Genomic DNA, 23,316 nt, shown 5'->3' with positions numbered 1-23,316 from the left:
TTGGAAATTCATGTGGCCTAAAAAAGAGTGAGGACGATGTCCTCACCCCAACAATTGACGTAGGGCCCATTTTCATGACAAAGCCTTCCGCCGGTGCGCCGCGGATGAATCATTGTTATAATGAACAGGTTGAGAACATATACAGGCGGCCGGGACTCACCCGGCCGGTGAACAGGAGAGTGAAAACGATGGGGAAAGTGCATGTATTTGACCACCCGCTCATTCAGCATAAATTGACATTCATCCGCGACGTGAACACCGGGACGAAGGAATTCCGGGAGCTGGTCGACGAAGTGGCGACGCTCATGGCCTATGAAATCACGAGGGACCTTCCGCTGCGCAAAACGGAAGTCGAGACGCCGGTCCAGATGGCGGAATCGTATGTCCTGGCAGGCAAGAAACTCGGCATTGTGCCGATCCTCCGTGCCGGCATCGGCATGATGGATGGAATCCTGAAGCTGATTCCGACAGCCAAGGTAGGGCACATCGGGCTTTACCGCGATCCGGAAACACTCAAGCCCATCGAATATTACGCGAAGCTTCCTTCGGATGTCGGCGAGCGGGAGTTCATCGTCGTCGACCCGATGCTCGCAACCGGCGGCTCGGCCATCGCGGCAATCGATTCGCTGAAAACGCGGGGTGCGACGCATATCCGGTTCATGTGCCTCATCGCCGCACCCGAAGGCGTGAAGGCGCTGGCAGATGCACATCCGGACGTCGATATCTACATCGCGGCGCTTGATGAAAAACTGAATGACCACGGCTATATCGTTCCCGGGCTCGGCGACGCGGGCGACCGGCTGTTCGGCACCAAATAAGAACAGCACAAAATAATGTTGGATGGTGACACAGATTGACTAAGAGATGGAAAGTGATGACCATTTTCGGCACGCGGCCCGAAGCGATCAAAATGGCGCCGCTCGTTCTGGAACTGAACAAGCATCCGGAACAAATCGAGCCGATCGTGACGGTGACCGCACAGCACCGGGAGATGCTCGACCAAGTACTTCATGCGTTCGGGATCGAGCCGGACTTTGACCTGAACATCATGAAGAGCCGGCAGACGCTCATCGACGTCGCCACACGCGGACTCGAAGGACTTGACCGGATCATGAAGGAGGCGAAGCCGGACGTCGTCCTCGTACACGGCGACACCTCGACGACATTCATCGCAGGTCTTGCCGCATTCTATAACGGCATCACGGTCGGCCATGTTGAGGCGGGCCTCCGGACATGGGACAAGTATTCGCCGTTCCCGGAGGAGATGAACCGCCAGTTGACCGGTGTCCTTGCCGATCTTCATTTCGCCCCGACCGAAAAGTCCGCGGCGAACCTGATCGCGGAAGGCAAGCCGGAAGACCGGATCTTCATCACGGGCAACACGGCAATCGACGCGCTGAAGACGACTGTCGACGAATCATACGAAAGCCCGATCCTGGATGAGGCGGAAGGGGACCGGATCATCCTGCTGACGGCCCACCGGCGCGAAAACCTGGGAGAACCGATGCGCCATATGTTCCGGGCGATCAGCCGGCTGCTTGAAAAGCATGAAGACACACGTGTCATTTATCCGGTGCATCTGAACCCGGCCGTCCGGGAAGTCGCGGATGAGATCCTCGGCGACAATCCGCGCGTCCGGCTCATCGATCCGCTTGAAGTGGTCGATTTCCACAACTTCGCGGCACGGTCTCATCTCATCCTCACCGACTCCGGCGGCATACAGGAAGAGGCCCCGTCGCTCGGAAAGCCGGTCCTCGTCCTGCGTGACACGACCGAGCGTCCGGAAGGGATCGAGGCAGGCACACTGAAGCTGGCGGGGACCGACGAGGAAACGATCTTCCGCCTGGCCGATGAGCTGCTGTCAGACGAAGCCGCCTATGCGTCCATGGCAAAGGCGGCCAATCCGTACGGTGACGGACACGCGTCGGAGAGAATCGTCAGTGCCCTGATCGATTATATGGAAAAACAAAAATGATTTCAGAAAAATATGTATAAAATTGCAGCCCGTCCGGCAATACTTGGCAAAAGCCGAGTGTGCCGGGCGGGTTGATTTTTGTCCTGGGCCACCCAAAAAATCATCCGGAACCGGGTGAATCTCTCACCATTCCGGACGCTTTCTGAAGTATGTCGAATCTTTGACAAAAATAGCGGCTTGTGAAGAATTTCACGGGAATCAATTGACATCATTCTCGCCCCTGTTGTATGCTTGCAAAGGGTAAGAATGACAAGGGTTACAGGCGTTTTCGGACGCTGCGTGCGCTTGCTGTTACTGCATTCTATTATACTCGCTCCGACAGGCAGAAACCGGCCGGAAATACGATGCGGGAGACCTCGACAATGGAGAATTTGCGGCAGATCCACAATAGGCAGAAGAGGGCTCTCTTTTTTTTGCTTGCTTTGCTTGTCCTCGGGTGGGGATTCGCCCCATGGCCGAAAGTGTTTGCCGGGCTCATTCTCGGGATTCTCTTCGGATTGTACAACTTCTGGATCCTCGTCAGGAGGATGGAGAAGTTCGACCGGACGCTGACGGCCGGGACCCGGGCGCCCTCGCTCGGTTCCGGCATCCGATTCGCTTCGGGCGTCGCGGCGGCGGCCATCGCCATTTCGCTGCCGGAGACATTTGACCTGATCGCCACGGTGATCGGTTTAATGATCCCGTATGGCCTCATGCTGGCAGAACGGATCATTTATCATCTGAAACACCAGGATCCTGGGGAGAAAGAGAGGTGAACCAATAAATGAACCATGAAAACCCCCAATTCGAATGGCTCGGACTGACGTTCAACCCATCGAATATTCTTATGCTCGGGGTTACATGCCTAATCGTCTTTCTCATTGCGTTCATCTCGACCCGAAATCTGAGTCTGAAGCCGACCGGCATGCAGAACTTCATGGAGTGGGTCATGGACTTCGTCAAGGGAATCGTCAAGAGCAACATGGACTGGAAGACAGGCGGACGTTTCCACCTGCTCGGCCTGACGCTCATCATGTTCATCTTCGTCGCGAACATGCTGGGGCTGCCATTCTCGGTCGTCTGGGACCACAAACTGTGGTGGAAGTCGCCGACTGCAGACCCGACCATCACGATGACGCTTGCAGTCATGGTCGTCGTTCTGACCAACTACTATGGAGTCAAAATGCTCGGCTTCAAGAAGTACCTCGGCGGATTCGCTCAGCCGATGCCGTTCCTCGCACCGCTTAAGGTCATCGAGGAATTTGCAAACACGCTGACGCTCGGTCTCCGTCTTTACGGGAACATCTACGCGGGGGAGATCCTCATCGGGCTTCTCGCAGGCCTTGGTTCCGCAAGTTTCGTCGGATTCCTCGGAGCAATCGTTCCAGCGATGGCATGGCAGGGCTTCTCGATCTTTATCGGGGCGATCCAGTCGTTCATCTTCGTTATGTTGACGATGGTGTACATGTCTCACAAAGTGAGCACGGACCATTGATCATATGATGCCCGAAAATCGGGCTGACAAAACAAAACAAACACTTAGGAGGAAATTATAAAATGGGTCTTTTGGCAGCAGCAATCGCAGTCGGTTTGGGTGCCCTCGGCGCCGGTATCGGTAACGGTCTGATCGTTTCCCGCACAGTAGAAGGTATCGCACGTCAACCAGAGGCACGCGGTGTCCTGCAGACGACAATGTTCATCGGGGTCGCACTCGTCGAGGCCCTTCCGATCATCGCGACAGTCATCGCGTTCATCGTCATGAACAAATAATCATAGCAGATCTGAAAATGGCGAAGAGCATCGGTTGAATCTTTTCGCCATTCCTTTATGTACAGACATAAGCATGCATGACCATCTGCAGGGTGGGCCGCAAACAGGCTCCCCCAAGTTTCCGAAGGGAGTGAGACAATCGTGTCTTTGGACCATTTCGTCCTGGCCGCTACAGCCGGCGAAGGATTTTTTGAACGACTGAACACGGGTGACATCATCGTCACCATCGTTTTCTTCCTGCTGCTCATGCTCCTCCTCAAGAAGTTCGCGTGGGGCCCGCTCATGGGCATCATGGATCAGCGTGCGGAGCTCATCGCTTCCGAAATCGAAGAAGCCGAAAAGAGCCGCGCCGAATCCGCGAACCTGCTTGAAGAGCAGCGCGCACTGTTGAAGGAAGCACGCACGGAAGCACAGGCGATTGTTGAAAATGCAAAGCAGCAGGGCGATGCCCAGCGTGCTGAAATCATGGAGACCGCCCGTGCCGAAGCCGTCCGCATGCGCGACAACGCAGCGGCGGAAATCGCAAACGAAAAAGAAAAGGCCATCCAGGCCGTCCGAGAAGAATTCGTCTCGATGTCCATCCTCGCGGCGGAGAAAGTGCTCGGCAAGGAAATCTCCGAAGAGGACAACCGTGCCCTCATTGAAGAGACAATCCAAAAGGCAGGGGAAGGCCAATGAGCCGTTCCGTGGCTGCGAACCGCTACGCCCTCGCACTGTTTGAAGTGGCACGCCAGCAGGGCAAGCTTGAATTGATCCAGGATGATATGAGGGAACTCCGGAAAGTGTTCAGGGGATCTGCGGATCTCCGGGCGCTCCTCGGCTCGCCGAAAATCACCGGAACGAAGAAAAAGGAAATGCTGAAGGAAATGTTCGCGGGTGCGGACATCCTGACGGTCAATCTGCTGCTCGTCCTCACCGATGCCCAGCGCATCGGTGAAGCAGCGGATGTGGCGGATGAATTCATCCGGATGGCCAATGAGTCGGCAGGCATCGCGGAAGCGAAAGTCTACTCGACCCGGCCGCTCACCGAAGGGGAACAGCAGGAGCTGTCGACCGTCTTTGCCTCCAAAATCGGCAAAGGCTCGCTCCAAATCGAGAACATCGTCGACCCGTCGCTCATCGGCGGCGTGCGGATCCGCATCGGAAACCGCATCTACGACAACAGCCTCAAAACAAAGCTGGATCACCTGAAGCGTGATCTGGTCAACGCATAAATCTTTTGAAATGAAGGGGTGACATGCATGAGCATCAAAGCTGAAGAAATCAGTGCTCTCATCAAACAGCAGATTGCGGACTACCAATCTGAGTTGGAAGTCAGCGATGTCGGCACCGTCATTACCGTCGGTGACGGGATCGCCCGCGCGCATGGCCTCGACAACGTCATGGCCGGCGAACTGCTCGAGTTCTCCAACGGCATCATGGGCCTTGCCCAGAACCTTGAAGAGAACAACGTCGGTATCGTAATCCTCGGACCATACACCGAGATCAAGGAAGGCGACGAAGTGCGCCGCACCGGCCGCATCATGGAAGTACCGGTCGGCGATGAGCTGATCGGCCGCGTCGTCAACCCGCTCGGCATGCCGCTTGACGGCATGGGCCCGATCGAAACAGGAAAAACACGTCCGATTGAAAGCCCGGCACAAGGCGTCATGGCCCGTAAATCCGTCGACGAACCGCTCCAGACAGGCATCAAGGCGATCGACGCACTCGTTCCGATCGGCCGCGGCCAGCGGGAACTCATCATCGGTGACCGCCAGACCGGGAAAACATCGGTAGCAGTCGATACGATCCTCAACCAGGCAGACCAGGACATGATCTGCATCTACGTCGCCATCGGACAGAAAGAGTCCACGGTGCGCGGCCTCGTTGAAACGCTCCGCAAAAACGGCGCGCTCGACTACACGATCGTCGTGTCCGCAGGCGCTTCCGACCCTGCACCGCTTCTCTACCTGGCTCCGTATGCAGGTGTCACGATGGGCGAAGAATTCATGTTCCAGGGCAAGCACGTCCTCGTCGTCTATGACGACCTTTCGAAGCAGGCGGCTGCCTACCGTGAACTTTCCCTCCTGCTCCGCCGTCCTCCGGGCCGCGAAGCTTATCCGGGTGACGTCTTCTACCTCCACTCGCGCCTTCTTGAGCGTGCAGCGAAGCTGAACGACGACCTCGGCGGCGGCTCCATCACGGCGCTGCCATTCGTTGAAACACAGGCAGGGGACATCTCCGCCTACATTCCGACGAACGTCATCTCGATCACGGACGGACAGATCTTCCTTCAGTCCGACCTGTTCTTCTCCGGCGTGCGCCCGGCGATCAACGCCGGCCTCTCCGTTTCCCGCGTCGGCGGTTCCGCGCAGATCAAGGCGATGAAGAAAGTTGCCGGTACGCTGCGTCTTGACCTTGCGGCTTTCCGTGAACTCGAAGCCTTCGCCCAGTTCGGATCGGATCTTGATCCGGCGACAAAAGCGAAGCTCGACCGCGGTGCCCGCACCGTTGAAGTGCTGAAGCAGGACCTGAACAAGCCGATCAAAGTCGAAAAGCAAGTGGCGATCCTTTATGCGCTGACCCGCGGCTTCCTCGATGACGTTCCGGTTCAGGATATCCTCCGCTTCGAATCCGAATTCTACAGCTGGCTGGACGCCAACCGCGCGGACGTTCTGGATACAATCCGCACGACGAAGGCACTTCCTGCGGACGAAGATATGGCTTCTGCCATCAACGACTTCAAGAAGACATTCGTCCGTTCCGAAGACTGAGTCACGGATCTGATCCAAAAACGATAAGGTGGTGAACAACCGATGGCATCATTACGCGAAATCAAGAGCCGGATCACCTCCACGAAAAAGACGAGCCAGATCACGAAGGCGATGCACATGGTATCGGCTTCCAAGCTGACCAAGGCGGAGCTGAACGCGAAATCGTTCAACCCGTACATGGAGAAGATCCAGGAAGTGATCGGGGCGATTGCAGCCGGTGCGCCTGACGCGACCCACCCGATGCTCGAGACCCGGCCGGTCAAGAAGACCGCCTATCTCGTCATCACTTCCGACCGCGGGCTCGTAGGGGCGTACAACTCCCACGTCCTCAAGGCGGCTCTGAACAAGATCAAGGAACGGCATGCATCCAAAGATGAAGTCGTCATCCTTTCCATCGGGCGCCACGGTGTCGATTTCTTTACGAAACTCGGCTACAATGTGGCCGCCAGCGTCCTCGGCATCTCGGATCACCCGTCATTCGCCGAGATCAAAGATGTCGCCCGCGACGCTGTCGGAAACTTCATCGACGGCACATATGACGAGCTGTATATGTTCTACAACCACTATATCAGCGCCATCAGCCAGGAAGTGACCGAGAAAAAGGTCCTTCCGCTGACGGATATGGCCGCGGTGACGGCGACGGCTTCCTATGAGTTCGAACCGGACGCGGAAGCCATCCTCGAAGTGCTCCTCCCGCAATATGCGGAAAGCCTGATTTACGGTGCGCTGCTTGACGGCAAGGCCTCCGAGCACGCATCCTCCATGACGGCGATGAAGAGCGCGACCGACAACGCGATGGAACTGATCGATAATCTGACACTCACATACAACCGTGCACGCCAGGCGGCGATCACCCAGGAAATTACGGAGATCGTCGGCGGGGTTGCCGCGCTCGAATAAGCGCGCACCCCTTTCCGTGCGTGACCTCACGGCAGCACTCAGACAGGAGGGAACAGCATGAACAAAGGACATATCCTCCAGGTTATGGGTCCTGTCGTCGACGTGAAGTTCGACGGCGGCAACATGCCTGAAATCTTTAATGCCCTTACAGTCCAGATCGAGCGTCCAAACGAAGCGTCTCAGACGCTGACGCTCGAAGTCGCCCTTCACCTCGGCGACGATTCCGTTCGCGCCATCGCCATGTCCTCCACGGACGGCCTGAAGCGCGGTGCGGAAGTAACCGACATGGGGGCACCGATCTCGGTCCCTGTCGGCGATATCACACTTGGCCGCGTATTCAACGTACTCGGCGACACAATCGACCTTGCAGAAGAAATCCCTGCAGGCGAGCGCCGTGACCCGATCCACCGTGAACCGCCTAAATTCGAAGAACTGACGACAGATGTCCAGATCCTCGAGACCGGCATCAAAGTCGTCGACCTCCTTGCCCCTTACATCAAGGGCGGCAAGATCGGCCTCTTCGGCGGCGCGGGCGTCGGCAAGACGGTCCTCATCCAGGAACTGATCAACAACATCGCCCAGGAACACGGCGGGATCTCGGTCTTCGCAGGTGTCGGCGAGCGTACCCGTGAAGGGAACGACCTGTACTTCGAGATGACCGATTCCGGTGTCATCAAGAAAACGGCGATGGTCTTCGGGCAAATGAACGAGCCGCCGGGTGCCCGGATGCGCGTTGCGCTCACCGGCCTCACGATGGCTGAATATTTCCGTGACGAAAAAGGCGCGGACGTTCTTCTCTTCATCGACAACATCTTCCGGTTCACACAGGCCGGTTCCGAAGTATCCGCACTTCTCGGCCGCATGCCTTCCGCGGTTGGTTACCAGCCGACGCTGGCAACCGAGATGGGCAAGCTGCAGGAGCGGATCACTTCCACGAACAAAGGGTCCGTCACATCCATCCAGGCGATCTACGTCCCTGCGGATGACTACACCGACCCGGCTCCTGCCACGACGTTCGCTCACCTTGACGCGACGACGAACCTGGAGCGGAGCCTCTCCGAGATGGGGATCTACCCTGCGGTTGACCCGCTCGCATCTTCCTCCCGTGCGCTTTCTCCTGAAATCGTCGGCGAAGAGCACTATGCGGTTGCCCGTGAAGTCCAGCAGACACTCCAGCGCTACCGAGAGCTACAGGACATCATCGCCATCCTCGGCATGGACGAGCTGAGCGATGATGACAAAATGATCGTTGACCGCGCACGCCGCATCCAGTTCTTCCTTTCGCAGAACTTCCACGTTGCGGAGCAATTCACCGGCCAGAAGGGTTCATACGTACCGGTCGCCGAAACGATCAAAGGCTTCCGTGAAATTCTTGACGGACGCTATGACCACCTTCCGGAAGATGCATTCCGACTTGTCGGCCGCATCGAGGAAGTCGTTGAAAAAGCGAAGGGCATGGGCGTTGAAGTCTAATTACCCTGACCAGGAGGGGAAACAATGAGCACAATCAAAGTGAATATCGTCACTCCCGACGGTCCGGTGTATGACTCGGAAGCGAACATGGTCATCGCGGTCACTTCGACCGGTGAGCTCGGGATTCTCCCCGGCCACATCCCGATGGTGGCGCCGCTTGAGATCGGCGCTGTACGCCTGAACAAAGAAAATGGCACTGAGCGCGTTGCCGTGAGCGGCGGCTTCCTGGAAGTCCGTCCGGACAAGGTCACCATCCTTGCCCAGGCCGCAGAGCTGTCCGAAGACATCGACGCGGATCGCGCCATCGAGGCGAAGAAACGCGCCGAGGGCCGGCTCCAGGCCAAACAGGATGACACTGATTTCAAGCGTGCCGAACTGTCCCTCAAACGGGCGATGAACCGCTTGAATGTCGCAAAAGGAAACTTTTGATCCGACAAGGCCAGACAGATCAGGCGGGCAGGAGAATCAACTCCTGCCCGCCTGTTTTTTTATTTTGAATTATTTTTTATGAAGCGGAGTGAACGGTGATGATGGATCATTATTTTGCATTCCAGTCGGCGACGGGGCTCATTTCCCACATCTTTTTCATCGGCATTTCATTTTATGCACTGCAGGCGGTCATGCCGGATGCATGGATTCGGAAAAATCGGGTATTCCAAGCTCAGCTGCTGTTTATTTTGTTAAGTATCGCCATCGGTTCGGCAGTATCGAATTTCTTTCTGGACATATCCTATTGGTCAAGGCAGCTTCCGGGTCTATTCAGCTGAAACGGATGTCCTGCATCGACGTGCACAGGCCGGCGCCTTTTTCCTGTTTGCGTCCATGCAGGGCAAAACAACTTTCCTTCTGAAAGTTTGCAAGTAAAAGGGATAGGGAATGACAAATTAGGACGGAAGACCCGGTCGCTCCGGGTCATGGACCGACACCAAAACACCTTCGGGTGCGTACATTAAAGGTAATGTGTGCGGAATGGGCCCGAATCATGGCGAATGGCGCGGCCACCACTTGAAACAGATGGTGAACCATTGTACACTTGATGTTGTGTGAGCTTTTTTAGAAGAAAGTTACCGGACCCGGGGGCGCCGCAATTCAGGCAGCCCGAAACAGGGCCGCACTGATGAACAGGCAATGGACCGACTTAAAGAAGAGAGAAGCCGGAGGGACTTATATTGGATAAGATTATTGTAAAAGGCGGACGCCCGCTCAAAGGGACCGTCCGTGTAGAAGGAGCGAAGAATGCGGTGCTCCCGATTCTCGCAGCCGCGCTCCTGTCATCCGAAGGGACGAACATCATCAAGGATGTCCCGATTCTGACCGATGTATACACGATCAACGAAGTTTTGAGAAGCCTCAACGCCGACGTGGAATTCGAACCCGAGTTGAACGAAGTGCGCATTAACGCGTCGATGCCGCTTTCAAGCGAAGCCCAGTTCGAATATGTCCGGAAGATGCGCGCATCGATCCTTGTCATGGGCCCGCTGCTCGCCCGCAACGGCTTTGCCCGCGTGGCACAGCCGGGCGGATGCGCAATCGGCTCCCGCCCGATCGAACAGCACCTGAAGGGGTTCGAGGCGATGGGCGCGTCCATTTCGTTCGGCAACGGTTATGTCGAGGCGAAGGTTGACGGCCGCCTGAAGGGTGCCAGGATCTATCTGGACTTCCCGAGCGTCGGAGCGACGGAGAACATCATGTCCGCCGCAGCCCTCGCCGATGGAACGACGATCATCGAGAACGCGGCGAAAGAACCTGAAATCGTCGACCTCGCCAACTACATCAACGAGATGGGCGGGCGCATCGTCGGGGCAGGAACCGATACCATCCGGATCGAAGGGGTCGACCGGCTCCGTGCCTCCGTCCACCACATCATCCCGGACCGCATCGAAACCGGCACGTTCATGGTCGCCGCCGCCATCACGCGCGGAGACGTGACGATCGAAAACGCCGTGCCGGAACACAGCGCGGCGCTCATCGCCAAGCTGAAGGAAATGAACATCGACATCGACGACACCGACGACGGCCTGCGCATCCGTGCAGACAAGCCGCTCAAGTCGGTCGACCTGAAGACGATGCCGTATCCCGGCTTCCCGACCGACATGCAGTCGCAGATGATGGCGCTCATGCTGACGGCTGAAGGAACCGGCGTCCTCACTGAGACTGTATTCGAGAACCGCTTCATGCATGTCGAAGAATTCCGGCGCATGAACGCTTCCGTCAAAATCGAAGGACGTTCCGTCATCATGGACGGCCCGTCCGAACTTCAAGGCGCAGAAGTCGCCGCTACCGACCTGCGCGCCGCCGCGGCACTCATCCTCGCCGGCCTCGCAGCCGACGGCATCACACGCGTCACAGAACTTATCCATCTCGACCGCGGCTACGTCAATTTCCACGGCAAACTCGCCGACCTCGGCGCAGACATCTGCCGGGTCAACGACGAATCCCACGCCGAAGAGCGCGTGACCGAAACGGTTTGATCATATTGATGAACGAGCACCCTGGCGACGGGGTGCTTTTTTTGTGTTGTGGTACGGCAGGGTTTGCCGCGAGTCGTACGGATCCGGGTTTGAACCGTACGCATCCGGCGCCGAGCCGTACGCATCGGGCCTTGAGCCGTACGGGTTTTCTTTTATGGCCGCGAGTCGTACGGATCCGGGCTTGAACCGTACGGATCCGGCGCTGAGCCGTACGCATCGGGCCTTGAGCCGTACGCATCCGGGGACCGGCCTTCCTTCATATCCGCCCCTGTTTCCTCATACAATCGGCTATGAACAAATTATGGGGAGTCCTTATAGTCGCTTTATTGTTTTTCATTCCGATTTTGCTGATGGGATCGTGGGAGGAGACGGCGGACAAGCCCGACGCGCCGGAGCAGACGGCGGGGTCCGGGACGGAGGATCCGGCCGCGGAGGAAGGGGCGGTCTGTGAGGCGGTCCTGCAGGTGGAGGGGGAGCCGCAGCCTGTCCCGCTCGAGGAGTATGTGGTCGGCGTCGTCGCCGGGGAAATGCCAGTCAATTTCCACGAGGAGGCGCTGAAGGCGCAGGCGGTCGCTGCCCGTACTTATGCACTGCGGCTCGCAGGGAGCAGCCAGGGGGCGATCAAGACGAGCACCGCCCACCAGGTGTACAAGACGGAGTCCGAGCGCCGGAAGCTGTGGGACAAGTCATTCGCCGAAAATGAGCGCAAAGTGAGGAGGGCAGTGGAGGAAACCGCGGGGCGCGTGCTCATCCATGAAGGGGAGCTCATCTCCGCCATGTTCTTCTCGACAAGCAACGGACGGACCGAGACGGCGAAGAACTACGGAGGAAATGACATCCCTTACCTGCAGAGCGTCGAGAGTATCGGGGAGGAGGCGGTCGCCCCGGCGTTTGAAGACTCGGTCACCGTCACGCTGCAGGCGTGGAATAAAGCCCTCGGATCCGAATGGACGGCGGACCGGTTCCGGACCCTGAAGCTGAAAAGAAACGAGACCGGCCGCGTTCAGTCGGCGGTGGCCGACAACTTTGAAATGTCCGGCCGCGACGTGAGGGAAAAGCTCGGATTGCGGTCCACCGACTTTGACATCGCGTTTGATCCCGACCTGAAGGTGGTCCACGTGTTCACGAAAGGATTCGGGCACGGTGTCGGCATGAGCCAGTACGGCGCGGAGGCCTATGCCAAAGCGGGCTGGGAGGCCGACAAGATCCTCTCTCATTATTACAGCGGGACCGAGATAAAAAAGTTGAATCCTGATGATCCCGCATGTTTAAAATTACCTTAACCTGCCGACACTGCGGTTGAGGTGATGAACATGAGAGAAGAGAACAAACCGTCTACTCCTTCTCAGAAGAAGAAAAGCAGGAAGTCCGCCTGGTTTTGGCCGGCCATTTATTCCGGTTTCGCGCTTTTATTTGTCGGGATGGTCTGGACGTATCAGGCAGTCGTAAAAGATGATCAGGCAGAACAGCAGGAAGTCGCCAAGTCCGGTTCCGAAAAGGGCGGCGAGGTGACGATCGAAACAAACGCCGAGAACGAGATGATGAAGTTCCCGTTCGATGAAGCGCTCGTCGACAGCATGCAGGTCGTACAGGAGTTCTATGACATGGAAGCAGATTCAGAACAGCGGGAGAAGGCGCTTCTCGTCTTCCACCAGTCGTACGTGACGAACAGCGGCATGTCCCTGTCAAACGGGGAAGAACCGTTTGAAGTCGTGGCCGCCCTCAGCGGAACGGTCGAGGACATCGTGCTTGATGAGTTCACCGGCAACCGTGTGACGATCAAGCATGCCAACGGGCTTCAGACGACCTACGGATCCGTCACCGGCATCCTTGTCGAAAAAGGCGATGCGGTCAGCCAGGGAGACGTCATTGCGACGACCACTTCCAACGAATGGAACCCGACAGCCGGCAACCATCTGCACTTTGAAGTAACCAAGGACGGCGTGGCCGTGAACCCTGGGGAATACTTGGCGTTCTGAACCAGAGACGGGAAGGCGGGGCCTCCCGTCTTTTTTGCTGCTTATCCTTACAGTTCGGGTCCAGGTGATAAAGATAACGTTTTGCCGGATAAAGATAACGCTCCTGCGGATAAAAGCAACGCTCCCCCGGATAAAGATAACGCTCCTGCGGATAAAAGCAACGCTCCCCGGAAAGCCGTTCTTCCGACGCAGGTTTCATGAATTTCCGGGCAAAAACCGCCGTCTGTGCGGTTTTGCGGTCTGAACGTCTTCTTGCTCGCATACGTTGTGGAAAGCGTTCCGACAAGAGGAAAGGAAGAGAACGTGCACGAACATATCCGGCGCCGATGCCTCATGCTCGGGGAACTGCTGCTGGAGACCGGTTCCACCGTCCGTGCCCTCGCGCGGACGACCGGTTATTCCAAAAGTACGGTACACAAGGATCTGACGGAGCGGCTCCCGGACGTGAACGGGGACCTGGCAAAAGAAGTCGCCAGGGTGCTCGCCTACCACAAAGCCATCCGCCATCTGCGCGGCGGGGAAGCCACCCGCAGGAAATGGCGGAGCGGTCCCGCCCGGGAGGACGGGCAGCACGCCGAATCCGACTGATGCCACCCGTCCTCCCGGAGACCGATTCCGGGGTGGGCGGGCGTATTTTTTTGATGGAAATCAAAGCAGCTCCCCGCAGCTTAAGGAGCCGGAACCGGCCGGGAAAAGCGGGGGATCGTCAGATCTTCACGCCCCCGGATCAGCGCGCAAACCGTCCGGCGCCGCTATGTTCAACCGCTTTCCGCTATGATAGAATGGTACAGATAGCATCAACCCGGGCGTGAAGCCGGGCGGAAGGGGCGCGGATATGTTTTCTAAGGATATCGGGATCGATCTCGGAACGGCGAATGTGCTCATTCACGTGAAAGGCAAGGGAATCGTGCTGGACGAGCCGTCTGTCGTGGCGATCGAGCCGAAGACGAAACGGGTGCTGGCGGTCGGAGCGGAGGCACACCGCATGATCGGCCGGGCCCCGGGCACGATTGAGACTGTGCGCCCTCTGAAGGAAGGCGTCATCGCCGATTTTGACATGACCGAAAAAATGCTGACGAAGTTCATTGACCGTCTCGGTGTGAAGGGGTTCCTGACGAAGCCGAGGATCCTCATCTGCTGCCCGGTCAAAGTGACGGCGGTCGAGCAGAAGGCGATCCAGGATGCATCGGTCAAGGCGGGCGCCAGACGGGTCTATATCGAGGAAGAGCCGAAAGTTGCGGCGATCGGGGCCGGAATGGACATTTACCAGCCGAGCGGCAATATGATCATCGACATCGGCGGGGGGACGAGCGACATCGCCGTGCTGTCGATGGGCGGCATCGTCACATCAGAATCAGTGAAAGTGGCAGGCAATACATTCGACCGGAATATTTTGCAGTCGATCAAAAAGAATGAGCGGCTGCTCATCGGGGAAGCCACCGCAGAACTCGTTAAAAAGGAGATCGGCACTGCATTTCCGGGAAGTGAGGAGAAGTCGATCGACATCCGGGGACGTGACCTCGCGACAGGGCTTCCGAAGGCGGTCACGGTCACGACGCCGCAAGTGTACGAGGCGATCCGAGAGTCGCTCGGAACGATCGTCCAGGGGGCGAAAAACGTTTTGGAACAGACCCCGCCGGAACTGTCCGCGGACATCATCGACCGCGGCATCACGCTGACCGGCGGCGGTGCGCTGCTGGACGGGCTGGACAAGCTGCTGTCCGAAGAACTGAAAGTCCCGGTGTATCTGGCGGAGAATCCGCTCACCTGCGTAGTTGCCGGCACCGGCATCTTGCTTGACCACCGCCGGGCCAATTTCCAGAAGAAATGAATCCAACGGAACGGACGGACGGCCCAGGCCTGATCAGACCGCACCGGCGAACAGGGAGCCATTGCAATGAATGAAAACCGAAAAACCGAAATGAATACATCGGCAGAAAACAGTCGCACCGCGCGGAGAACCGCAAAGGCGGCCGGCGTCCCTGCGGAAAAAGGGCGCGTGCTCCGCGCCACCAATGCGGCGGCGGAGCGTGAGCAGGCACGCGCCGAGGAACGGAAAAAGCGCAAAATCGAAAAACGCCGGACAGCCGCCGCACAAAAAGCGGAGCGCGGGGCCGGCACGGCCGAGAAAGAAAAAGAAACGGGCGGTTCCGGCACTCGGTGGGTCCGGATCCGCATGATCCCGATCTGGCTGCGGGTGATCCTCGTCATCCTGGCCGTCGCGGCCGCAGCCGCCCTCGGCCTCATGTTCGGCTACGGCATCCTCGGAGACGGCAAGCCGGTCGATGCATTGAAGCCGGACACATGGAAACATATCCTCGACATCATCAAGGGCGAGGAATGATTGCGGTCCGATCCGCACATACATAAGGGGGAAATCGAATGCTGACAACAGAACAGATCCAGGCGCTTCTGCCGCACCGCTATCCATTTTTGCTTGTGGACCGGATAACGGAGATCGAAGAAGGCAAGCGGGCGGCGGGCTTTAAAAATGTCACGATCAACGAAGACTTTTTCAACGGGCATTTTCCCGGGTATCCGGTCATGCCGGGCGTGCTCATTGTCGAAGCGCTTGCCCAGGTCGGCGCGGTCGCCGTCCTGTCCATCGAAGGAAATGCCGGGCGCCTCGCCTTTTTCACGGGCATCGACAACTGCCGCTTCAAGCGCCAGGTGAAGCCGGGCGACCGGCTCGATCTGGAAGTCGAACTCACCCGTTTGCGCGGCTCGATGGGCAAAGGCCATGCCATCGCCAAAGTCGACGGTGAAATTGCATGTGAAGCCGACATCCTTTTCGCCCTCGGACCGGTCGCCGGCGAAGGGAAGGACGCCTGATGGCGCTGTCCCTTGGCCCCGGCCTTCTGCCGGCGCTCAAGAAATCCATCCGCAATTCGTTTATCCGGTACATGGATCAGCGCAGATGGAATGAGGAGGCCTTTGATTCAGAGGACTTTCTCGCTTATTGGAAAAGGTATGTCACGTTCGAGACCGAGCTGCTGGAAGAGCTGCCGAAAAGCCTGAGGGCGAATGCGGGATTCCATGCGTCGGTCGCCCAGCTGATCAACGAGACGGTCTCTTCTGTCGTGGAAGAGCCGCCTTCCGAAGACCTGATCGCCGAAATCGAATGGATGCAGGAAAAACTCGACACGCAATATCAGTATGCGTGCCGATCGGAAGCAACATACGTTCACAGCCTGCTCGCCGGCAGGCTGAAATAGGAAAGCGCAAATGTTGATAGAACCTCCCGCAAACGGCCAACCTAAATCATCGCATGGGCCCGTGTGATGAAAAAAGCCTTGGGAGGTTTTTTAATGTGGAAGAAAGCGGCACCGGCACTTCTTGCTACGGCGGCCATACTTGGCGGCTGCAACACGAACAACGACGCCCTGCCACCGGACAATGAAACGCCGATGGAGGACATCAACAACGGCAATGACATGATGCCGAACGACCGCAACAACAACGGAAACAACGGCATGGACAACAATGGCACCGGCACCGGCGGGATCGACCGGAACAACAACAACGGGGGCACGAACGGTCCGATCGACCGCGACGGCACCGGTCCGGGATTCGGTGAGTTCAACGACACCGACACGAACAACGGCACGATGAACAACGACCAGAACCGGATCATGGAAGACGACCTGAACCGCAACGGCAACGGGAAATGACAAAACACCCCGGCAAAGGCGACCGCGCTCTTGCCGGGGTGTTTCTTTATCCGTTTTTTTAATCCGTCGTCCGGTCGGAGTCCCGGTCCCGGCGAAGCTGGGGACGGGTCTTCATGTCCCGGGTGAAGCGCTCCACGAGGGCCTGTCCTTCAAGCCCCTGGTTGACCAGCTCCTCGAGCAGCTGCTCGGCATACTGCGAACGGATCCGCTTCAGCGTGCCTTTCATCAAAACCGAAATGTTGTCGCCGATCTCCTTCACCGCATAGACGGCGACCTTGAATGCGGCCGGTTCGTTTTCCGGATAGGAAATGACGGCTTTGGCGTCGAGCAGCTCGCCCGACTCCAGCAGCGTGTCAAACGCAGCCTTATGTTTTTTCTCGATGAACATCTCCAGGATCCATGAACGATGGCTGTCTTCCTGGTTGATGATGATGCCGTCGATGAGCGGATAACGGACAACATGGCCGTCCTTGACGAAGGAAGTCGAGATCATTTTAAACGATTTCACGCACCGCACCTCCAGATGCATTTCTTCTTTTCCCAGTATATCATACCGGGCATTTTCTCCACCGGCCGGCTGCAAAGACCGCCCCCCGGTCTCCTTCCGGAAAAATAAATCCCCGAACTGCCAAAACTCCAAAATGAAGGCCCGCCAAAACAGCCACAAAGCCGCATGCCTCATGGAGATTCTCCAAAAAGCGCAGAAAATCCGCATGGCGCATAATTCAATTTTGAAGCAAAAAGGGCCATCAAAATTGAAAAATGGCGCTTTGCCTGATCCGGCCGTCATCGGGTATGCTCGATTTACGAATCAGGGAAGGAGGTGAACAAGTGAACCAGGTGGCATTGATCGGCCGGCTCACCAAAGATCCGGAGCTCCGGAAATTCGCCGGGGGAGCGGTCCAGGCCGGCTTCGTCCTCGCCGTCGAGAAAAAGTTCAAGGACAAAGAAGCTGATTTCGTTCTTTGCTCCATCTGGGGCAAGCAGGCCCAGAGCACCGTGGAATACTGCGGCAAGGGCTCCCTCATCAGTGTCTGCGGCCGGTTGCAGTCCCGGTCGTACATGAAAGGCGATGCCCGGGTGTTCGTGACGGAAGTGCTGTGCGATGAGCTGAAGTTCCTGCAGCTGAAGCCGCCCGCCAAAAGCGAGGAACAGCATGCGGAAGAGATGCTGTCAGCCAAGTTCGACCGGGAGACCGGTGCCGCTTCCGGCAATCCGGATCCCGCCGCCCCGGCTTCCGGACAACCCCGTGCACGGGAAGAAGGTTCTTCGTCCGTCGGGCATGACTCCGCCCCGCCGGGCACACAGGCTCCGCACGACCGGCACGACACGGATTCTGCTGCACAAGACACCCGGCCTGTACATAACGGCCATGTACAGGGACATGAACCGCCCGCCGCCCACGCCTTTGTCCACGGCCCCGCCGCAGCCGCCGTGAGTCCCGGCCGGATCGCCCGCGGGACGGGAGAGCTTCCGGACGGGCTGGCGCTTCCCGCGGAAGAATCACCGGATCTGCCCGTCCGCCATTGAAGAAAGCCTGAAAGAACGGCAACGGCCGCTGAACCGGCCGGCCCAATCTGCCCGAAGATCCGGATGGGTGCGACCGCTGCACCGTCCGGCCGGAGGGCACACGGCCGGTCCACCACCTAACCGAAAGGATAACGAGCGAATGATGAAGCGTATTGAAGATCAGCTTGTCAAGTCCGAACGGCAGATCGAGCAGCTGATCCGGATTGTCGCCCACATGAATGAACGGGTGGTGCATCTGGAAACGCAGCTGGACGACCGGTTTCGGCAGGAATCCGACATCCTGAATCTCGTCGTGAAGCGTTGAGTGAGAGCTTGGCACTGCATACAGGAAAAGACGGCCCGGCCATGGGGGTGGCCGGGCCGTCTGCTATCGGGTTGATCCGCTTCAGCCGATCGTGAACAAGTCGTCGAGCTCGGCTTCGGTGAGGTCTGTGATCCAGGCCCCCGATTGGATGAGCTCTGACGACAACGCCGCTTTTTCCGAAATCATCCGGTCGATCTTTTCCTCGACTGTTCCGAGGGTGACGAATTTCCGGACGTGGACAAACCGCTCCTGGCCGATCCGGTAGGCCCGGTCGGTCGCCTGGTTTTCGACGGCCGGGTTCCACCAGCGGTCGGCATGCAGGACATGGTTGGCGCCGGTGAGGTTGAGCCCCGTGCCGCCCGCCTTCAGGGACAGGATGAACACGGGGAACTCGCCACGCTGGAAATCTTCCACCAGGCGGTCTCGGCTGCTTTTCGGCATGCTGCCGGTGAGGAACGGTGCCTCGATGCCGTGCAGGCCGGACAGGCAGTGGCGGATCAGTTCGCCCATGCCGATGTACTGTGTGAAGATGAGCACCTGCTCGCCGCGCTCCGCGATGTCCGCGGTGAGTCCGATGATCCGCTCGAGCTTCTTTGAACGCACCATCATGTCCGCAGGCTCCGAAAACGGCTCTTTAAGGAACAGCGCAGGGTGGTTGCACAGCTGCTTGAGCCGGCTGAGCATCTTCAGGATGATGCCCTTTCGGCGGAAGCCTTCCGTTTCCATGAGGCCGGCCTTCGTTTCCCGGATGTAGCTTTCATACAGGGCGGCCTGCTCCTCGGTGAGCGGGACGTATTCATTTTCCTCCAGCTTGTCGGGAAGGTTGAGCATGAGGGCGGGATCGGATTTCGTCCGCCTCAGCAGGAACGGGGCAATTTTGGCCCGCAGCTTCTGTTTGCGGGATTCCGATCCCTCTTTCTCAATCGGGCTGATGAATTCCTCGGCAAACGACGAAAACCGCCCGAGGTACCCTTTATGGATGAAGTCGAAGATTGCCCACAGCTCCGCGAGCCGGTTTTCGACGGGGGTGCCGGTGAGTGCGATATGGTGCCGTCCATGCAGCTTGCGGATTGCCCGCGATTGCTTTGTCTGCATGTTTTTGATGTTCTGGGCTTCATCGAGCGTGACGGAAGACCAGTTGCGGGCCGACAGTTCCTCGCTGTCCTGCATGAACGTGCCGTACGTCGTGATGACGAGCCCGCTGCCGGTGCGGTTGATCGCATCTTCCAGAGACTCGCCCTTGAGCCGTCCGGTCCCGTAATGGACGAGCACCGGAAGATCCGGTGCAAACCGGGCGAGTTCCCGCTGCCAGTTGCCGATGACCGATGTCGGGCAGATGATGAGCGAGGCGCCTTCCGTCCGGTCCTTTTCCGTCTCCTGAAGATGGAGGAGGTAAGCGATGAGCTGGACCGTTTTGCCGAGCCCCATATCATCGGCAAGGATGGCGCCGAAGCCGTTCTCGCGCATGAAGACAAGCCAGTCATAGCCGTCCTTCTGATACGGCCGCAGCACGGCCTGCAGGCCTTCCGGCACGGGAGCGGAAGGGATGCCTTCCTTGCTCCGGATGCGGCTGACCGCTTCCTTCAGCGACTGCTGCAAAGAAAATGCGAACAGCGGATCCTCGTCTTCCTCGTCGTCATCCATCCCGCCGGCAGATACGCCCAGCTCTTCTTCGAGATCCCTGAACAGCAGATCCTTCACCGTCAGGCCGCCGCGTTCCGCTTCTTCCATCATGGCGCGGATCCGGGCGAGCCAGGCGGCGTCGAGGCGGAACCAGTCTTCTCCCGCACGGATGAACTCGCGCTTTTCCTCGACGAGCCGGCGGAACTGCTCGGGCGCAATCTCTTCGCCGCCGAGCGAAAACGACCAGTTGAAGTCGAGCGCATCGTCAAGCCGTGCAGTGCCGGATGAACCGGCGGACGTCTTCGCGCGCACCCGGACTTTCCGCTCCGCCGCGTCTCTCAGCCAGGCGGGAATGATGACGTCGATGCCGAGCGACTGGAGCACCGGCAAGTCTTCGGCGAGAAACCGGCGGACTTCCGCATCCTCGAGCGGCTCGGAAAGGAACGAGCCGGGCGTCCGGGAGGCGGATGCTTCGTCGTCCCGAAAAAGCAGTCCCGCAATCCGATCCTGCATGGCTGCGACCGGATCGGCGAATTCTTTCCATTTCTTCGGCAGGGAACCGGAAGGGTGCAGGCCGGTCTTCCGGGCGGCCGGCGTCCAGTGGGTGCCGCCGCGCTTGTTCACAAGGACCGTTTCCAACATCCACTCGTCTTCGCCGCTTTCCGGTTCCGACAGGCGCACGGCCATCCGGAACGGAAGCGATTCACCGACAGCGGCATCTTCGGTTTCGGTGCGGCGGAAACCGATCACGTCACCGAGACGGTCGGCCCCGATTCCGCCTTCGGCAAGCAGTTCACGGAACGCACCGTCCAGGACCGCCCTGGCCCCGTCCGACACCCGGTCATCCGCAAACAACAATTCGCCCCCCTCGGCTCCTGCGATGCGGGGAAGCCCCGGGCTGTTCCAGATTTCTGCCGCTTCTTTCAAGGCCGCAAGGAGTTCGGCGTCCCGTTCAAATGCGCCTTCGAGCTCAACGAACGGAAAATCCGCACCGAGCGTCTCGACCGCTTCGCGAGGAGTGAGGAGGACCGCATCCGGATCGGCGGGCGCGTCAAGGCCGAAAAACGACCTGGCATGGCTGAAGAACAGCAGTTCCTTCAGCCGGGGGACGGAGATCGGTTCTCCGCCTTCAGTGGCAGCGGACAGGGCGAAGCGCCCGTCCGGGAGTTCCCGCACGGACAGTCGGATTGTCCGGTTCAGCGTCATCGGTTTCATAGCGTCAGCTTCCCTCTTTCCATCTCTTCCATGAGCGCGCGCAGGCGGGAGTGCCTGCTGCGCAAAACGGACAGATAATCATTCCACCAGTCGGTCCGGCCCGCCTTCTTGGCCGCCCTTTTCATCTTCTTCAAAATCCGGACGGCCTCCCGGTAGTTGCCCCTGCTTTTCAGGGCGATCTGGTCGGTGACATGGGTGTGGCAAAGGGATATCGCCTCCATCGGCGCTTCATCGATGAGCGTCTTCAGTCCCGACATTTCCACACGGTCAAAACTCGAACGGTTCAGGAGATGCCAGGCGGCCCACTCGCGGTAGCGGCCGCGGCCAATAAGGAATTCCGCATATTCCGCCTCCGCGGCCGAGCCGCACCGGAGCAGCATTGCGGCCGTCTCTTCTTCCGGCATGTCCGTCTCCCGGCACAGATCCGAAAGTTCCGCCGCCGTCTTGCGCTGCTCGATGAACGAAACAGACTCCATGTAAGGCGTGATGAGGGGGGAGAGCGACACGATGATGTCCCGTGCCTTTTCCGGTTCGTCATTTTTCGCCAGGTAGCCCGCCAGATCAAGCCAGGAAGTGAACTGCAGCGCGGCACCGGGCACTTCTGAACCGTCCGGCATGCCGATTTCGTCTGCCGGACGACCGAGCAGGACGGCGATCCATGCCTTCATGAGCGGAAGCGGAGATCCGGCCGGGTTTATCGACTTGCCATCGGTTGCTTCCCTTTCTACGGACAGGCCGGTGAGCACTTCCAGTTCACGCTCGCGTGCGCTCTGTCCGGTGAACAGCGAAGTCCACACATTCCGGTAGATGGTGATCCACATTTGCCGGGCATGTGCGGAACGAAGCGTGAACGAACGGACCAGTTCCTCAAGATCTGCATAAAACGGGTCCGCCGCGAACAAACGGCGTGAAGTCGACAGACGGGCGAGGCTGTCGCGGATGTCGTCGATCAGGCTGTCGAGCATCCGGCTGAACTGCCACCGGTCGTATCCGATCGAGAACCCCCGCCCGGAAAAGCCGGCTGTCACCGCATGAAGCGCATAAAGCGAGGCGTACAGCCGGAACAGCGGCTTCCATTCCTGCTCGATCGGCTCAACAGAGCGGAGTTGCTGCCGAAACAGGCCGAGCTCCTCGGATATGATATGGTACGGAACCGATTCGCCGAATGAATGGAACCGTTCCGTGAGCCGGTCGAGCATCCCGCGCCAGGCCTGCGGCGTCTGTTCAAGCGCGCGATTCGGCTGATAGCGGGAAACGCCCGACTGCCGCCACTCGCGCAGCCAGTCCGACAGCGAGCCGATGTGCTGATAGGCCGTGAACCAGGCGGCTGCCGTATGCTCGCAGCCGCGGTCCCCGTGAATGCTGCAAGCCGCCCGCTGCGCGGGCAGCATGAGCATGATCTCGGCGAACGGGAAATCCCGCGTCGTGAAACGCACCGTTCCGTACCGTTCATCCGTATCGACGAGCCGGAGGCGGTCATTGCGCACGAGCATCGCCGCTTCACGGATCATCCGCTCCGCCGGTTCCGAAGACGGATCGGCGATCAACTTCAGCCGGTCCAGTGCACCGTTGATTTCGTTTTCGTAGAGTCCGGCGAACGCCGGCAACAATGTATTCATGGGAGAACCCCCGTCCTTCACAATAAAAAAAGGCTTTCCCTCCATTATACGACT

26 protein-coding genes are annotated in these 23,316 nt (G+C 58.5%); 23 read left to right on the top strand and 3 right to left on the bottom strand.

The annotated features are described in order from the left end of the window. The first annotated feature begins 188 nt into the window (after nt 1-188). From upp to ACFFIY_RS07635, 21 genes are all read left to right on the top strand, one after another. Complete coding sequence (gene upp / locus ACFFIY_RS07735; protein ID WP_354196642.1) at nt 189-818, top strand: uracil phosphoribosyltransferase; 630 nt, start codon at nt 189-191, stop codon at nt 816-818. Between the two features lie 35 nt (nt 819-853). Next, entirely contained in the window at nt 854-1,975 is a 1,122-nt protein-coding gene (gene wecB / locus ACFFIY_RS07730) for a non-hydrolyzing UDP-N-acetylglucosamine 2-epimerase (protein ID WP_354196640.1), read from the top strand. A 362-nt stretch (nt 1,976-2,337) separates the two neighbouring features. Continuing rightward, nucleotides 2,338-2,730, top strand: a complete 393-nt coding sequence (locus ACFFIY_RS07725; RefSeq protein WP_354196638.1) for an ATP synthase subunit I — start codon at nt 2,338-2,340, stop codon at nt 2,728-2,730. Between the two features lie 8 nt (nt 2,731-2,738). After that, a complete protein-coding gene (atpB, locus tag ACFFIY_RS07720) occupies nt 2,739-3,449 on the top strand; it encodes a F0F1 ATP synthase subunit A (protein WP_354196636.1) in 711 nt (236 codons plus the stop codon). 62 nt (nt 3,450-3,511) lie between these two features. After that, on the top strand, nt 3,512-3,724 hold the full coding sequence (gene atpE / locus ACFFIY_RS07715; protein WP_354196634.1) for a F0F1 ATP synthase subunit C: 213 nt from the start codon (nt 3,512-3,514) through the stop codon (nt 3,722-3,724). A gap of 141 nt (nt 3,725-3,865) precedes the next feature. Then, complete coding sequence (gene atpF, locus ACFFIY_RS07710; protein WP_354196632.1) at nt 3,866-4,402, top strand: F0F1 ATP synthase subunit B; 537 nt, start codon at nt 3,866-3,868, stop codon at nt 4,400-4,402. Beyond that, nucleotides 4,399-4,938, top strand: a complete 540-nt coding sequence (locus ACFFIY_RS07705) for a F0F1 ATP synthase subunit delta (RefSeq protein ID WP_354196630.1) — start codon at nt 4,399-4,401, stop codon at nt 4,936-4,938. The genes atpF and ACFFIY_RS07705 overlap by 4 nt, the downstream gene beginning before the upstream one ends. Before the next feature lie 27 nt (nt 4,939-4,965). Further along, nucleotides 4,966-6,477, top strand: a complete 1,512-nt coding sequence (gene atpA / locus ACFFIY_RS07700; RefSeq protein ID WP_354196628.1) for a F0F1 ATP synthase subunit alpha — start codon at nt 4,966-4,968, stop codon at nt 6,475-6,477. 42 nt (nt 6,478-6,519) lie between these two features. Beyond that, on the top strand, nt 6,520-7,377 hold the full coding sequence (atpG, locus tag ACFFIY_RS07695; RefSeq protein WP_354196626.1) for an ATP synthase F1 subunit gamma: 858 nt from the start codon (nt 6,520-6,522) through the stop codon (nt 7,375-7,377). A 57-nt stretch (nt 7,378-7,434) separates the two neighbouring features. After that, nucleotides 7,435-8,850: a F0F1 ATP synthase subunit beta gene (gene atpD / locus ACFFIY_RS07690; RefSeq protein WP_354196624.1), complete on the top strand. Its 1,416-nt coding sequence runs from the start codon at nt 7,435-7,437 to the stop codon at nt 8,848-8,850. Nucleotides 8,851-8,874: 24 nt separating this feature from the next. Next, nucleotides 8,875-9,279, top strand: coding sequence for a F0F1 ATP synthase subunit epsilon (locus ACFFIY_RS07685; RefSeq protein ID WP_354196622.1), 405 nt, complete (start codon nt 8,875-8,877; stop codon nt 9,277-9,279). Nucleotides 9,280-9,380: 101 nt separating this feature from the next. Next, a complete protein-coding gene (locus ACFFIY_RS07680) occupies nt 9,381-9,617 on the top strand; it encodes a DUF1146 family protein (protein ID WP_354196646.1) in 237 nt (78 codons plus the stop codon). A 402-nt stretch (nt 9,618-10,019) separates the two neighbouring features. Continuing rightward, nucleotides 10,020-11,321, top strand: a complete 1,302-nt coding sequence (gene murA / locus ACFFIY_RS07675) for a UDP-N-acetylglucosamine 1-carboxyvinyltransferase (protein WP_354196620.1) — start codon at nt 10,020-10,022, stop codon at nt 11,319-11,321. Nucleotides 11,322-11,671: 350 nt separating this feature from the next. Beyond that, nucleotides 11,672-12,604: a stage II sporulation protein D gene (spoIID, locus tag ACFFIY_RS07670; protein ID WP_354196644.1), complete on the top strand. Its 933-nt coding sequence runs from the start codon at nt 11,672-11,674 to the stop codon at nt 12,602-12,604. 30 nt (nt 12,605-12,634) lie between these two features. Continuing rightward, nucleotides 12,635-13,300, top strand: a complete 666-nt coding sequence (locus ACFFIY_RS07665) for a peptidoglycan DD-metalloendopeptidase family protein (protein ID WP_354196618.1) — start codon at nt 12,635-12,637, stop codon at nt 13,298-13,300. 303 nt (nt 13,301-13,603) lie between these two features. Then, the gene (locus ACFFIY_RS07660; RefSeq protein ID WP_354196616.1) at nt 13,604-13,888 is read left to right on the top strand and encodes a sporulation transcriptional regulator SpoIIID; all 285 of its coding nucleotides are present in this window, start codon (nt 13,604-13,606) and stop codon (nt 13,886-13,888) included. Nucleotides 13,889-14,135: 247 nt separating this feature from the next. Continuing rightward, nucleotides 14,136-15,131 carry a rod shape-determining protein gene (locus ACFFIY_RS07655; RefSeq protein WP_354196614.1) on the top strand — a complete coding sequence of 332 codons (996 nt, stop codon included), beginning with the start codon at nt 14,136-14,138 and terminating at the stop codon, nt 15,129-15,131. 66 nt (nt 15,132-15,197) lie between these two features. Then, on the top strand, nt 15,198-15,644 hold the full coding sequence (locus ACFFIY_RS07650) for a DNA-directed RNA polymerase subunit beta (protein ID WP_354196612.1): 447 nt from the start codon (nt 15,198-15,200) through the stop codon (nt 15,642-15,644). Nucleotides 15,645-15,682: 38 nt separating this feature from the next. After that, complete coding sequence (gene fabZ, locus ACFFIY_RS07645; protein ID WP_354196610.1) at nt 15,683-16,132, top strand: 3-hydroxyacyl-ACP dehydratase FabZ; 450 nt, start codon at nt 15,683-15,685, stop codon at nt 16,130-16,132. Beyond that, complete coding sequence (locus ACFFIY_RS07640; RefSeq protein WP_354196608.1) at nt 16,132-16,515, top strand: hypothetical protein; 384 nt, start codon at nt 16,132-16,134, stop codon at nt 16,513-16,515. Before fabZ ends, ACFFIY_RS07640 begins: the two co-directional genes overlap by 1 nt. 93 nt (nt 16,516-16,608) lie before the next feature. After that, the gene (locus ACFFIY_RS07635; RefSeq protein WP_354196606.1) at nt 16,609-16,971 is read left to right on the top strand and encodes a hypothetical protein; all 363 of its coding nucleotides are present in this window, start codon (nt 16,609-16,611) and stop codon (nt 16,969-16,971) included. 58 nt (nt 16,972-17,029) lie between these two features. On the opposite strand, the gene ACFFIY_RS07630 is transcribed toward ACFFIY_RS07635, so the two are convergent. Beyond that, nucleotides 17,030-17,479 (bottom strand): YwpF family protein, encoded by a 450-nt coding sequence (locus ACFFIY_RS07630; RefSeq protein WP_354196604.1) that lies wholly within the window; start codon nt 17,477-17,479, stop codon nt 17,030-17,032. 323 nt (nt 17,480-17,802) lie between these two features. On the opposite strand from ACFFIY_RS07630, the gene ACFFIY_RS07625 reads away from it, so the two are divergent. After that, nucleotides 17,803-18,501: a single-stranded DNA-binding protein gene (locus ACFFIY_RS07625; RefSeq protein ID WP_354196602.1), complete on the top strand. Its 699-nt coding sequence runs from the start codon at nt 17,803-17,805 to the stop codon at nt 18,499-18,501. A gap of 139 nt (nt 18,502-18,640) precedes the next feature. Then, nucleotides 18,641-18,805, top strand: a complete 165-nt coding sequence (locus ACFFIY_RS07620) for a hypothetical protein (protein WP_354196600.1) — start codon at nt 18,641-18,643, stop codon at nt 18,803-18,805. Between the two features lie 81 nt (nt 18,806-18,886). Here ACFFIY_RS07620 and ACFFIY_RS07615 read toward each other — a convergent pair whose 3' ends face one another. Both ACFFIY_RS07615 and ACFFIY_RS07610 read right to left on the bottom strand, forming a co-directional pair. Beyond that, complete coding sequence (locus ACFFIY_RS07615) at nt 18,887-21,643, bottom strand: DEAD/DEAH box helicase (protein WP_354196598.1); 2,757 nt, start codon at nt 21,641-21,643, stop codon at nt 18,887-18,889. Beyond that, a complete protein-coding gene (locus ACFFIY_RS07610; protein WP_354196596.1) occupies nt 21,640-23,262 on the bottom strand; it encodes a hypothetical protein in 1,623 nt (540 codons plus the stop codon). The genes ACFFIY_RS07615 and ACFFIY_RS07610 overlap by 4 nt, the downstream gene beginning before the upstream one ends. Nucleotides 23,263-23,316 lie beyond the last annotated feature (54 nt).

The sequence above is a fragment of the Bhargavaea ullalensis genome (assembly GCF_042432615.1).
Classification (GTDB): domain Bacteria; phylum Bacillota; class Bacilli; order Bacillales_A; family Planococcaceae; genus Bhargavaea; species Bhargavaea ullalensis.
This window is presented reverse-complemented; position numbering and strand designations above follow the sequence as displayed.

Coding starts and splice junctions, on each gene's coding strand:
- fabZ (WP_354196610.1), top strand. CDS start 15,683: ATGCTGACAACAGAACAGATCCAGGCGCTTCTGCCGCACCGCTATCCA.
- spoIID (WP_354196644.1), top strand. CDS start 11,672: ATGGGATCGTGGGAGGAGACGGCGGACAAGCCCGACGCGCCGGAGCAG.
- ACFFIY_RS07650 (WP_354196612.1), top strand. CDS start 15,198: ATGAATGAAAACCGAAAAACCGAAATGAATACATCGGCAGAAAACAGT.
- ACFFIY_RS07685 (WP_354196622.1), top strand. CDS start 8,875: ATGAGCACAATCAAAGTGAATATCGTCACTCCCGACGGTCCGGTGTAT.
- ACFFIY_RS07620 (WP_354196600.1), top strand. CDS start 18,641: ATGATGAAGCGTATTGAAGATCAGCTTGTCAAGTCCGAACGGCAGATC.
- ACFFIY_RS07665 (WP_354196618.1), top strand. CDS start 12,635: ATGAGAGAAGAGAACAAACCGTCTACTCCTTCTCAGAAGAAGAAAAGC.
- ACFFIY_RS07705 (WP_354196630.1), top strand. CDS start 4,399: ATGAGCCGTTCCGTGGCTGCGAACCGCTACGCCCTCGCACTGTTTGAA.
- ACFFIY_RS07610 (WP_354196596.1), bottom strand. CDS start 23,262: ATGAATACATTGTTGCCGGCGTTCGCCGGACTCTACGAAAACGAAATC.
- ACFFIY_RS07615 (WP_354196598.1), bottom strand. CDS start 21,643: ATGAAACCGATGACGCTGAACCGGACAATCCGACTGTCCGTGCGGGAA.
- upp (WP_354196642.1), top strand. CDS start 189: ATGGGGAAAGTGCATGTATTTGACCACCCGCTCATTCAGCATAAATTG.
- atpG (WP_354196626.1), top strand. CDS start 6,520: ATGGCATCATTACGCGAAATCAAGAGCCGGATCACCTCCACGAAAAAG.
- atpA (WP_354196628.1), top strand. CDS start 4,966: ATGAGCATCAAAGCTGAAGAAATCAGTGCTCTCATCAAACAGCAGATT.
- ACFFIY_RS07655 (WP_354196614.1), top strand. CDS start 14,136: ATGTTTTCTAAGGATATCGGGATCGATCTCGGAACGGCGAATGTGCTC.
- ACFFIY_RS07725 (WP_354196638.1), top strand. CDS start 2,338: ATGGAGAATTTGCGGCAGATCCACAATAGGCAGAAGAGGGCTCTCTTT.
- atpB (WP_354196636.1), top strand. CDS start 2,739: ATGAACCATGAAAACCCCCAATTCGAATGGCTCGGACTGACGTTCAAC.
- atpD (WP_354196624.1), top strand. CDS start 7,435: ATGAACAAAGGACATATCCTCCAGGTTATGGGTCCTGTCGTCGACGTG.
- ACFFIY_RS07640 (WP_354196608.1), top strand. CDS start 16,132: ATGGCGCTGTCCCTTGGCCCCGGCCTTCTGCCGGCGCTCAAGAAATCC.
- ACFFIY_RS07635 (WP_354196606.1), top strand. CDS start 16,609: ATGTGGAAGAAAGCGGCACCGGCACTTCTTGCTACGGCGGCCATACTT.
- atpE (WP_354196634.1), top strand. CDS start 3,512: ATGGGTCTTTTGGCAGCAGCAATCGCAGTCGGTTTGGGTGCCCTCGGC.
- ACFFIY_RS07680 (WP_354196646.1), top strand. CDS start 9,381: ATGGATCATTATTTTGCATTCCAGTCGGCGACGGGGCTCATTTCCCAC.